This window comes from Nostoc sp. CALU 1950 (assembly GCF_051172895.1).
GTDB lineage: Bacteria > Cyanobacteriota > Cyanobacteriia > Cyanobacteriales > Nostocaceae > Nostoc > Nostoc edaphicum_A.
In genome coordinates this window covers 1-12,748 of sequence record NZ_JBDNJQ010000213.1, presented here as the reverse complement: position 1 = coordinate 12,748, position 12,748 = coordinate 1, and the positions used below count along the sequence as shown (strand labels likewise).

General features: G+C 43.1%; 7 protein-coding genes. 2 read left to right on the top strand and 5 right to left on the bottom strand.

Annotated elements, in window-relative coordinates:
• Nucleotides 1-141: 141 nt before the first annotated feature.
• Both ABF638_RS34040 and ABF638_RS34035 read right to left on the bottom strand, forming a co-directional pair.
• On the bottom strand, nucleotides 142-3,057 hold the full coding sequence (locus ABF638_RS34040) for a beta strand repeat-containing protein (RefSeq protein ID WP_435027219.1): 2,916 nt from the start codon (nucleotides 3,055-3,057) through the stop codon (nucleotides 142-144).
• 350 nt (nucleotides 3,058-3,407) lie between these two features.
• Entirely contained in the window at nucleotides 3,408-5,354 is a 1,947-nt protein-coding gene (locus ABF638_RS34035) for an amino acid transporter (RefSeq protein ID WP_435027217.1), read from the bottom strand.
• Nucleotides 5,355-5,684: 330 nt separating this feature from the next.
• Here ABF638_RS34035 and ABF638_RS34030 point away from each other — a divergent pair, with 330 nt between their 5' ends.
• Together ABF638_RS34030 and ABF638_RS34025 are read left to right on the top strand one after the other, a co-directional pair.
• Nucleotides 5,685-8,822 carry a response regulator gene (locus ABF638_RS34030; protein WP_435027216.1) on the top strand — a complete coding sequence of 1,046 codons (3,138 nt, stop codon included), beginning with the start codon at nucleotides 5,685-5,687 and terminating at the stop codon, nucleotides 8,820-8,822.
• Complete coding sequence (locus ABF638_RS34025) at nucleotides 8,794-9,180, top strand: response regulator (RefSeq protein WP_435027215.1); 387 nt, start codon at nucleotides 8,794-8,796, stop codon at nucleotides 9,178-9,180. The genes ABF638_RS34030 and ABF638_RS34025 overlap by 29 nt, the downstream gene beginning before the upstream one ends.
• A 218-nt stretch (nucleotides 9,181-9,398) precedes the next feature.
• Here ABF638_RS34025 and ABF638_RS34020 read toward each other — a convergent pair whose 3' ends face one another.
• The 3 genes from ABF638_RS34020 to ABF638_RS34010 are packed head-to-tail and all read right to left on the bottom strand — an operon-like array spanning nucleotide 9,399 to nucleotide 12,423.
• A complete protein-coding gene (locus ABF638_RS34020; RefSeq protein WP_435027214.1) occupies nucleotides 9,399-10,106 on the bottom strand; it encodes an actin-binding WH2 domain-containing protein in 708 nt (235 codons plus the stop codon).
• Nucleotides 10,107-10,147: 41 nt separating this feature from the next.
• Nucleotides 10,148-10,852: an actin-binding WH2 domain-containing protein gene (locus ABF638_RS34015; RefSeq protein ID WP_069074645.1), complete on the bottom strand. Its 705-nt coding sequence runs from the start codon at nucleotides 10,850-10,852 to the stop codon at nucleotides 10,148-10,150.
• 23 nt (nucleotides 10,853-10,875) lie between these two features.
• A complete protein-coding gene (locus tag ABF638_RS34010) occupies nucleotides 10,876-12,423 on the bottom strand; it encodes an FAD-binding oxidoreductase (protein ID WP_435027213.1) in 1,548 nt (515 codons plus the stop codon).
• Nucleotides 12,424-12,748 lie beyond the last annotated feature (325 nt).

Here is a 12,748-nt window from a genome sequence, read left to right as displayed (position 1 = left end):
ACGCTCCGCGAACGCGCACCACGCAAATTAGTTCAGAAATCAAAGCGGATTCCTACATAACACAGAGATTGCATTGAACAATCGAATGCAAGGTGCTTATGAGAGAACCTTGCATTCCCTGCCTAGAATGATGGTGGAACGCTAAACAACCAAAAAATTGTTTTCGGTTAGTGTCACACCACCCAAAAGTTGTGCAAATTTTACCTGAGTAAACCCAGACGCACTACCATCTCGGTCAAAATACAGGTCACCTGTAGAATTATCATAGATAAATCGTTGAGCGATCGTCGTTGCAGATGTTCCGAGGGTAAACTGGCTAGCTGAAAGTGAACCTCTTGATAACCCGCCACCAAAACCAGCAGCCGATACTTGAATAAGTTCATTAGTGGCGTTGAAATCAGAAATAGTATCAATACCTTCATTGGAACTATTGAAAGCAAAGGTATCAGTACCATCCCCTCCATAAAGTGTGTCATTCCCATAGTTCCCAGAGAGCCTATCGTTGCCATTGCTTCCCACAATATTGTCGTCATAGGCTGTCCCTAAGATATTGAATCGTTCTATATTCTTGTAGTTAACCTGATTCGTACCCGCCGTAATTGATCCAGTATTAGTAGTGGCATCAAAAGTCGAAGTGATTCCCCCTGTAGCATCGCGGTAATCGACGGACAACAAATCGTCACCTGTCCCCCCATCTACCGTTTGTGTTACTAAAGAAGAGAAGGCAAGATATGGGGATGGGGTGCTTACATAGATAGAATCATTGCCATCGCCTCCATCTAGTAGGTTATTGCCTGTTGAAGCGCTAGCATTTAAAGTATCGTCACCAACGCCACCATAGAGGGTGTTATTGCCAGAGGATACAGAGTTGTAGTAGGAGTCGTAATTTGGTTCGGCAAAGCCAGAGATATCAAGAAAATCATTACCATTGCCTCCAGAGAGCAGGTTATCACCTGATGAACCGCTAGCACTCAAGGTATCATTACCAGCGCCACCGTAGAGGGTATTATTGCCAGAGGAGCGATTGTCGTAGAGCTGGAAGTAGTCGCCGCCAGGTGATGAGTAATAGCCAGAGACGGAGACAGAATCATTGCCATCGCCTCCAGAAAGCAAATTATCGCCTGTTGAACCGCTAGCACTCAAGGTATCGTCACCAGCACCACCGTTGAGAGTATTATTGCCCTCTGGGCGAAGGTCGCTGCCTTTTTCGACGTAGCTGTTGTAGAACTCATAGCCAGAGGCAACGAGAGAATCATTGCCATCACCCCCATTAAGCAGGTTATTTCCTACTAAATAGTCAACAAACAAGCGATCTTCACCAGTACCACCGTTGAGGGTATTATTGCCCGCACCACCCCGCAGCAAGTCATTGCCACTTTTGCCATCTATTATGTCATCACCACCCTGACCATTGATCACATCATCTGAGTTATCAAAGCCGTTAACATTATTGTTTAAGTCATTAAGGAATGTGACTGTGTTCTTCCTGAAGATAGTGCTTTGGGTGGAGTTGGCATCGAAGACATCAAAGCTGTCAGTAATAGTAGTTTGTCCATAAAACAAGATATTGCCCAAGTCTACAGTGGCTCCTGTAGATTTGCTAAGATTTTCCAGGTTTTCCAGGGCAAAGTTTTGCAGGATGAGTTTGCTTCCACCAAACAGATGTGCAAAGCTGATTTCCAGATTGTTGCCATTCTGGGTGAGCAGCAGATTTTCGGCAGTGAAGCCATCCGCCTGGAAATTTAGAGTATCCACTTCGGCAATGACTGCTGCCGAAGGATTTATGCCTTTACCTACTCCACCGAAATCCGTGATAGTATCAGTGCTGCTGTAGGTTAAGTAGCTGTAAACAAATTTATCCTTGCCACCGCCACCTGTGAGGATATCAACGCCATAGCCACTGGTACCGTCACCTATGAGAATATCATCGCCCTTGCCACCGTTGAGGGTATTATTACCAAAGGCGCCAAAGGCACTAAGAGAATCGTTACCATCGCCCCCAGAGAGCAGGTTGTCACCTGATGAGCCACTAGCACTCAAGGTATCGTCACCAGCACCACCATTGAGGGTGTTTTTGTCAGACGAGCGGACACCGGGTTCGTAGTACTCAAAGTCAAGGATGGAGAGAGAATCATTGCCATCGCCCCCATTCAGTAGCTTATCGCCTGATGAAAATTCAGTTTGCAAGGTATCGTCACCAGCGCCGCCGTTGAGGGTGTTTTTGCCAGATGAGCGAAAGGTACTAAGAGAATCATTGCCATCACCTCCAGAAAGCAGGTTATCGCCTCTTAAATTATTAACATTCAAATAATCGTCATCAGCGCCACCATTGAGGGTGTTATTCCCCGCACCACCGTTGAGGGTATCATTCCCCGCACCGCCATTGAGGATATCATTCCCTGCACCACCCCGCAGCAAGTCGTTGCCACTTAAACCATCTATTGTGTCATTACCCCCTTGACCATTTATCACATCATCTGAGTTGTCAAAGCCGATAACATTGTTGTTTAGGTCGTTAAGGAAGGTGACTGTATTTTTATTGAAGATAGTGCTTTGGGTGGAGTTGGCATCGAAGACATCAAAGCTGTCAGTAATGGTAGTTTGCCCATCAAACAGAATATTGCCCAAGTCTACAGTGGCTCCTGTAGATTTGCTGAGGTTTTCCAGGTTTTCTAGGGCAAAGTTTTGCAGGATAAGTTTGGCATTACCAAGCTCTCCTTCAAAAGTGATTTCCAGATTGTTACCATTCTGGGTGAGCAGCAGATTTTTGGCAGTTAAAATATCGCCTTGGAATTCTATGATATCCACTTCGGCAATGACTGCTGCTGTAGGGTTTGTTCCTTTACCTATGCCATTGAAATCAGTGATAATATCGGTGTCGTAGTTGGGTAAGTTGTTTAAGCTGTAAACAAATTTATCCTTGCCGCCTCCACCTGTGATCGTATCGCTGCCATAGGTAGGTGTGATGATATCGTTGCCTGCTTTACCGTTAATAGTGTCTGCACCGTTACTACCCAGTAGGGTATCATTACCGTTTGTTCCAACGATATTTGCCATAAATCTTACTTTCCTAAATCGATTTTTTCAGTAATTTTCAGTTCTAAAACTGTTGTTTTAGAGCATAAAGAAATCGCCAAATTTTGACGTTTTCGACATGTTTTATACGTCACTCTTGAGGAGATGTCTATGCTTAAATAAGCATCTTTGCATACTCTTCACATTATTCACCGAGAAATGTATATGAAAGTACTGAGCTTTGTATATTCTTTATATTCCAATACGGTTCAGTGAAGGCTGAAAGTGATGTAAATCTAAGTATTGTTTCCAAGAATGGAAAGAGAGAGTGGTGTATCTTAAAGGTTTTTCGGAGGATATTACTTTTAGGAGAAGAAATACTGACTTTTGACTCAACCCCCAACATGAATACCAGGACGTTTATGGGGATTCTTTTCAGCCCGACGGAGTACTTCACGGGTGACTACAGCAATATCACCTTCACCAAACAAGATAAAACGCAGTAAGTATTGTATAGGATTTCCCTCAACCCAGCCGAAGTAAGCATGGGGAATTTTACCTGTATGGTCACGTATATAAAGTAGTAAAGCTGCGATCGCATTAGGTACTGCTGCACTTTCAGCTCGGAGGATGCGATAATCACCAACTTGCACCCCTTTTACTTTGATCACATCGGCAAATTCCGAAGCATCTGACACCATAATTTCAAGAAACAGAATTGGATCGTTGGGTGGAATATGGTTGTCTTCGCGTACCTCTTTCTCTTTCATAAAATACTCTAGGACATCGCCCATATTCAACCGATTTGCAATCAGTCGTATTGTTCCTTGGCTCTCTTCGGCAAGGAATTGGCCAGCAAGTTCGTCAATTTCAATTCGTTCTGCTCGCAGTTCCGTTGAACGCCAAACACGAGAAACCAGTGAGGTAAAAATGATTGTGCCGATAAAGAAGCCCGCAATCTTAATCCCTTCTGGTCTTTCGATGATATTAACAATAGTGGTGTATAAAAATAACAGTGTAATGATCCCCAAAACGGCTCTTGCCCGCTTCTGTCGGTGACGGTGGGCTGATAAGGTGACGGCAAAGGCGGCTGAGGTAATCAACACAAGCACGCCAGTTGCATAAGCCCCGCCTTGGGCTTCCACATTTGCTCTGAAGATAATTGTGACTACAAAAGCGATCGCTGTGTAGACTAACACTAAAGGTCGTGTTGCTCGTGCCCAATTGGGTGCCATGCCATAACGTGGTAGGTAGCGAGGCACGATATTCAGCAGTCCTGCCATTGCAGATGCACCTGCAAACCACAAAATCGAAATAGTACTTAAATCGTAAATTGTGCCAAAGCCATCGCCTAGATATAGATGTGCTAAATAAGCAAGGGCGCGTCCATTGGCTTTGCCCCCAGATGCAAATTCTGCCACTGGAATCAGTAGAGTGGTTATAAAGCTGGTGGTAAGCAAAAAGAAGCTCATAATCAGAGCAGCAGTGGTAAGCAGCTTGCGTGTATTCCGAATCCGCCCTTTGGGATGCTGCGGAGTGTCGTTATTGCTGCCTTTAACCAGCGGCATAACGGTAACACCAGTCTCAAAGCCTGATAATCCGAGTGCTAGTTTGGGGAATATAAGCAGAGAGATCCCGATTAGGAGCAAAGGGTTAGAATGGCGGGCAAAAAGTGCAGTCTGCCAGTTAGCGATCGCTCCAGGGTGAGTTAGGATCTGATACGAACCGACGCCAACGACAATGAAGTTTAACAGCAGATAAACTCCTACCAAAACTACTGCAATACCAATAGCTTCTCGGAAACCTCTCAAGAAAACTGCACCTAGTAATGCAACTAATATCAAGGTTACTGCGATCGTCTGATTGTGAAGCCAATTTGGCGTCAGCGGATTTTCGATGATATGGGCTGTGGCATCGGCCGCTGAAAGAGTAATGGTAATAATAAAGTCAGTTGCCACAAAACCGAGTAAACACAACACAAGTAATTTGCCTTGCCACCAGGGGAGCAAACGCTCTAACATTGCGATCGATCCTTCACCATGAGGGCTTTCGGCTGCAATGCGTCGATAGATTGGCAATGCTCCAAAGAGCGTCAGCAAAACCAGAATCAGGGTTGCTATAGGAGAAAGAGCGCCAGCCGCCAGTGCTGCAATCCCAGGTTGATAGCCAAGGGTCGAGAAATAATCTACACCAGTCAAGCACATCACCTGCCACCAAGGATGCTGACGATGTGATTCTTCTTTGCGGTAAGGGCCTTCCTTCTCTCCTCGATCTTCTTCAAGCAACCAGTGGATTAACTGGCTGCCAACCCGTTTTGTTGAAACAATTGATTTAGCCATTAAATACGATTGTGTTGCAGAATTCGGCTTTGTGATTTTTTTAAGCCTTTATGATTGATTAAATAAAATTTTGAGTTAAAAATATATAGCATTCTGCTTAGAGTTGTACAGGGTTCATTCGGACTCCTGACGCCTGAATAGTGTAGCAGCTAGCATATAACAAATCAATTAAAAATTAATCAATATTGATATTTGTTAATGAATATGAACCGGAAAGATGAACCTTTTGGAAGATGTTTTAAAATCTTGCATTGATATTAGATTAATTTTGCAATTTAAGTTGCTTGCTTATTAACTGCTGTACCCATTTTAATTTGGAAAGCTTCTAACATGAAAATATTAGTTGTAGAAGATGATGAGTTAAATGCATACTCACTCAGTGCCGTTTTGACTAACCAAAACTATGCGGTTGAAATTGCCACTGATGGTGATGCGGCTTGGGATTTTATTCAAACTTACGATTATGATTTAATCCTTCTGGATGTAGTGTTGCCCAAGCGGGATGGCATTAGTCTTTGTCGTCAAATCCGATCTAGTGGTCTGCAAATGCCAATATTGTTATTGACAGGGTGCGATAGTGGTCATGAGAAAGCGATCGGATTAGATGCTGGTGCAGATGACTATGTAGTTAAACCCTTTGACCAAGAAGAGTTAATTGCTCGTATTAGGGCGCTGTTGCGTCGCAAGGGCGTAAACTCGAAACCTGTGCTGGAATATGGTAAGTTGCAACTAGATCCTAGTAGTTGTGAAGTGATCTACGCTGGCAATCTGCTGCCACTGACTCCAAAAGAGTATGCTCTGTTAGAGCTATTCTTGCGAAATACTCGGCGGGTATTTAGCTGCGGCATGATTTTAGAACATCTTTGGTCTTATGAAGATACTCCACAAGAAGAAGCTGTTCGTACCCATATAAAAGGATTACGACACAAACTTAAAGCTGTCGGAGCACCCAGTGATTTGGTTGAAACAGTTTATGGTATTGGCTATCGTCTGAAATCACTGGAAGAGGGAGTAGGGAGTAGGGAGCAGGGGGAAAATTCCTCTCCTCTGCACCCTTCACCCAGCCCCTCTGCTTCTTCCCCTTCGCCAGTGCCTAATCTCAAATCACAGCAGCAAGCACTAATGGCAGTTGCGGAAATTTGGCACCGATTTCAAGGGCGGGTAGACGAGCAGGTGAGGTTGCTGGAGGAAGCGATCGCAACTTTAAATCAAAATACTTCAAGTCCCGAATTGCTCTCTGGTGCAGCCAAAGAGGCGCATACCTTGGCAGGATCTTTAGGTACTTTTGGCTTGCCTCTTGGCTCAAAATTGGCACGCAATATCGAACTGCTGCTGAGTTCGGGTCAAACCTTGAGTAAATTTGAGATTAGCAACCTTGAAAGTTGGGTAAGGTTATTGCGTCGAGAAATTGAGGGAAACAACGCAGCGGTAATATCTGCATCATCAACCCCACAGGTATTAGAAACAGTGACGCAACCGCTGCAAAATGAACCATATACAGAAACTAAAATATTGGTTGTAGATGACGATCCGCAAATTCAGGCATTGTTGCAAACCTTACTTAGTCCTTGGGGACTCAAGGCGATCGCTCTTGAAGATCCGCGTCAGTTCTGGAAAACCTTAGAAGCAGTTGCGCCAGATATGCTGATTCTGGATGTGGAATTACCTCATACAAATGGTATACAACTTTGTCAATTAGTACGCAACGATTCCCGCTGGAGTGAGTTACCTATCTTATTTCTCACTGTGCATAGCGATGCCGAGATAGTAAATCAGGTGTTTAGCGTTGGTGCTGATGACTTTGTAAGCAAGCCCATTGTCGGGCCAGAACTTGTAACCCGGATCGTCAATCGCTTAGAACGGGTGAAATTGCGGCAGCGCGTGACGCAGGGTGGGGAAGGGGGGCAGAGGGGCAGGGGAGTGGGGGGAGCAGGGGAAGCAGGGGGAGCAGGGGGAGTGGGGGGAGTGGGGGGAGTAAGGGGAGCAGGGGGAGATAGGGAAGTAAATTCTTCCTTGTCCTTCTTGTCTCCCTCATCCCCCTCATCACCCTCATCCCCCTCATCTCCCAATTTACAAGCTATTAACGAATTGGAATTGAGAGTAGCAGAGCGCACTGCCGAGTTAATTTCCGTGAATCGACAGTTGCAATCACAACTTGATGAGCGTCAGCGGACACAGGAAGAATTACGGTTTTCTCAAGCTCGATTTGCACGGATTTTAGATATTGCTGATGATGCAATTATTTCCACCAACGGGTTCCAAAGCATTACTTTGTTTAATCAAGGAGCAGAGAAGATTTTTGGCTACTCTGCCCAGGAAGTGATTGGACAGGGGCTTGATTTACTTTTACCGGAGCGTTTTTTCCACAAGCATCGTCAACATGTGCTTGACTTTGGTCAGTCTCCCAATATTGCCCGACGGATGGGAGAACGGCGTGAAATTTATGGTCGCCGTAAGGATGGGACTGAATTTCCTGCGGAGGCTTCCATCTCCAAAATAGATATGAGTGATGAAATATTTTATACGGTTATCTTGCGGGATATAACAGAACGTAAGCAAATTGAACGGATGAAAGATGAATTTATTTCTGTTGTTAGTCATGAACTCCGCACGCCTTTAACTTCGATTCACGGCTCTCTAGGAATGCTAACCAGTGGTTTGCTGCCAACAGACTCAGAGCAGGGAAAACGTCTGCTGCAAATTGCTACTGATAGCACCGAACGCCTAGTACGCTTAATCAACGACATCCTAGACATTGAGCGGATCGAGTCGGGTAAGACGAAGATGGAACCAGAAATCTGCAATATTGTTGACCTGATCACTCAAGCAGTAAATGTTATGCAGCCTCTAGCTGACAAAGCAGGGGTAAAAGTATCTATTTGTCCCTTATCTGGTCAAGTATTGGCAGATTGCGATCGCATTGTCCAAACCTTGACTAATCTACTCAGTAACGCGATTAAATTTTCGTCTGCTGGATCTACGGTTTGCTTGGGGGCGCAACAACAAGGGAATGAAATTTTATTGACAGTCAAAGATACTGGACGCGGTATACCAGCTGACAAACTTGAGAGTATTTTTGAGCGTTTTCAACAAGTTGACTCTTCAGATTCACGCAATCATGATGGTACTGGTTTAGGTTTGGCTATTTGTAAGAGCATTATGCAACAGCATGGCGGACGCATCTGGGCTGAAAGTACATTGGGCGAAGGTAGCACTTTTTACGTTACTCTGCCGTTATTTGAGACTTTCCAAAATACTGATTTAGAAGACTCTTGCAATATTCCCGTAATTCATAATTGTTACGATCCAAGTATAAATAGCCAACTAAGTCCAAATACAGAATTTTTGACTAAAGGGCGTGTTAGCACTCAGGAATCTGAACAACGGGTGATGGAGTTACTTCAGCGAATTACTTACAACCAACAAAAGGATAGCAGTGATGACAACAAAGCAAATTCTAGTGGTTGATAACGAGCAGTATATTCAAGAAGTTGCCAAGATTTGCTTGGAAACAGTCGCAGGCTGGGAAGTCGAGACAGCGAGTTCTGGTCAAGAGGGCATAATTAAAGCTGAGACTTACCAACCAGATGTGATTTTACTAGATGTGATGATGCCAGAGATGGATGGCATCACTACCTTTGAAAAGTTACAAGCCAATCCATTAACCAAAGTGATTCCGGTAATTTTGTTAACTGCCAAAATCCAGGCTTCCGATCGCCGCCGCTATGCCCAGATGGGAATTATCAGTGCGATCGCTAAACCATTTAATCCCCTAGAATTAGCTGCTGAAATAGCTGTAGCCTTGGGCTGGAATCTAGAAAAGTAGAGTAGTACGGATTGTACTTCTACCATACTGAGTGCTGAGTACTTAGCACGTAGCTATTTGCCCTGCCCCTTCCCATAGGTCAATACAGTTCAGATAAGCCCAAAACACTTGTAGAGACGGCGATTCATCGCGTCTTCAAAGACAAGTTATCTACACCAGTAACCTTGACTGAACCGTATTGTCCCATAGGCAACGAGACTAATTATCGAAATCTGAGATTAACGGAAACCTAAAATTTCGGAAATCGCCGCTACAATATCCAAATAAAAGTTGCCTTTTACTGCCCGAAACAACTCAAATTTAGAGTCAGGCGCACCAAAAAATGGTCTGAGAAACCATCCTAGCTGCATACCAACAAAGGCATAAAGCAATAACCAGGATCTTAAAATAGTGGTGCGGGTTTTTTTGCCAACTTCATCTTGTTGAGAAAGTAATTGCATTCCTTCATAAAGAAATTTAACGCCAAAGATGCCTGTAATGCCAAAAATTAACACATTCAATAGTTTAAAAAACTGATAAGAATCGGGTGTAGTAATCAGAAAAAATAGCGTAACTGGTGCCAAACTGAATAAAAGCACGCTAATCACTGACACAGAGGTGAGCAACACAACAAAATGCTGTTGAATGCTGCTCCGAGAACCAAACAAAATATTAAAAAAGAACAAAGTCGGGAAACAAATGATTAGTGTTAATAAATAAAATGCTGGCAGCTTAATAGCACCAGATAATGCCTGTGCCCAACTGTTAGATGCACCGATAATTGCACCATAGATGGCAAAGAATATGGAACTAGTTACAAATAGAGAACTAATTTTATTTTGTAATCTTATCCCCAAACGAATTTCTTCTAAGAAAGACTGGCGATCGCGCAATAAACTAATCAATACACCAAATTGTTGAATCCCGCGATTTTTCTTGTCCAACATAATTTTATATTTTTATATTTTGTGGAATTACTAATGACTAATTAACGGATTCCCAAGAGATAGCTAATAGCTTGAATCACACTCAGATAAAAATTACCTTCTCTTTCGCGGAATAGTTCAAAGACAGAACCAGGTGTGCCAAAAAACGGTCTGAGAGTCCATCCTAACTGACTGCCTACGAAAGCGTAAAGAAATAGCCAAAATTGTAAAATCTTTTGGCGTGTTTTGCTACCTTCATTATCTTGTTCTAAAACTAAACTCGTGGCTTGATATAAAGACGAAACACCAATAAATCCAGTTATGGCAAATATCAAGACATTTAACAGAATTAAAAATTGGTAATTATTGGTGGTAATTAAGAAAAACAGTGTGATTGGAGCAAAGCTAAATAAAAGTACGCTGGTGACTGAAACCGCAGTTAAAACTAAGGCTAAATGCTGTGCAAAAGTCCGCTTTGAACCAAAAATAATATTCGCAAAGAACAACGTCGGGATACAAATCAAAAGTGTGATTAGATAAAGGGCTGGGAGTTTAATGGCAGAAGACAAAGCTTGCATCCAGCTATGGTATGCACCAATGATTCCGCCATAAGCCGCAATGAATAAGGAACTGCAAACCAGCAGCGAAATGATTTTATTTGGTAATCTTGTACCTTGGCGAATTTCCTCTAGAAAACCTTGGCGATCGCGCAGGAATCCAATCAGCACTGCAAAGTATTTGATTCCTGATGATTTCCGTTCCATCATGTTATCCTCACACCGATATTATTCTAAGTTTCATCTGAGTAATCACCGCCAGAACCATACTTCCAGGCATCAATCAAACGATGCCAATAATATTGTTGTTCTTTTGGTTGATTCTTAATCCATGTTTCTAGCATTGGACTTAGCGAAAACAAGGCAGTGTATACACCTAAATTACTGTAATGTAACATCCAATCTAACAAACTTGCTAAACCTACTTGCGGAATTATCTTGGCAACTATTACAGGATGATATAAACCAGTTTTTATCAGTGTTTGCGTTAGTGCCGAAAACTGCACTATATCTTGTAAAAATGGTTTTAGCACTGGTGTACCCAACTGTTGCATTTCCTGAAATACTGCCGAGAGTAATTGGTTAATTTGATCTGGGGCAATTTTTTGATTTACACCCACACTCATCGCCCTTTGAAACAACCAGGTAACAGTCAAACTCGGCTGATAGGGTTGCAGCAGTGCTAAGGCTTTTGCAGATAATTGTTCTGTTTCCAGCGCTTCGGAAATGCCATAAGTTAAACGCTTCAAATGACGCACCATCGCCCCAAAACCACCAAAACTCAAGGGCGATTGACTACCACTGCTATCTCCAGCTGGAAGAATGCGACTCCAAGGGGTTTTTAGCGGACTTTGGCGATAGGTGGGAAAGAAACCAAATAATGCCCGTTGAAATTTCAGTTTGCTCAACTCCACTCCCTGATATTCTGGTAACAGACGCAGATATTCTTCAAATAGAGCTTCTAAACTCAAACGTTGGGGTTCTGCATCCATGTAGGTAAACAAGTAAGTGGTTCTACCATCCCTAGCTGGAAAAGCTTCCCAGAAGTACTGACATTGATTCTGCAAGGATGTAAATGATAACAACAAGTCGCCTGAGTGATTTTCCGGAAAACCTTGGGCGCAACTTCCCACAACTAAGCACAGTGCATCTGGTTTTTTGCCTTGGCGTGCTTGTTGCGTGATGGGTGAAAAATGTCCCATCGCGTCGATTAATAACCGAGTTTTGAATTGGTTATTTACCATCACTCCGTCGGGATGAACTACTGCTTCAGTAAAGGGTGTATTTTCTAACAACTTTCCCCCGGCGGCGAGAAATCGAGTTTTCAAAGTGGCTAGTAGATAAACTGGATCTACGCCGATATTCAAAACATCCTCTACCCAAACTTCTGTACCGCCAGCAAAACTAACTCGCGCTGGGTTATATTGAGTGGCGATCGCACTCTCTAATTCTTCCTCAGTCAGCAAGTTTAATTCCACAAATACATCTAATTCTTTGCGAGAGATATTCCACTCTTGTTCCCTCCCCCGCAGAATTCCCCGTTCCAGCAACGCTACCCGCAGTCCCTTCACCGCCAAGGCGCAACCAATTAAAATCCCTAAAGTGCCACCGCAGATAAGCACATCGAAGTCTACAACGCCTAAAGGCTGTTGATTTTCTTTAACTAGCGTTGGTACTGGTGCGGAGTTTTCACGCCCAGATGTGAGAATGCGATCGCTTTGGCGTAATCCTCCTAAAACATCGCCGGGTAATTGGGAAAGAATTTCTTCTGTTAAAGACATTTTGGAAAACTCAACTCTACATTCCTAACATAAATGAGAATAAGAAGAGTAGATGTAGATATAGCTGATGATTATTTTTCACTGCTTCTAGAAAACCTCTCTCGGCCTTGAAAGAGGAATGTGAGACAAAAGTATATCAATAAAATACCGGATTTCTAAAAGAAATCCGGTATTTGTAGCTTTGGCGATCGCTAGTATATAGAAGCACTTCACAGAATACTAAATAAATTTAGTTAGTCAAAAAAATTATACTAATTTTTGCTATTGAATACCAAAAGTGTTGAATGTTAAGAAAAATCCGATAAAAACAGCCCAAAATATGTTA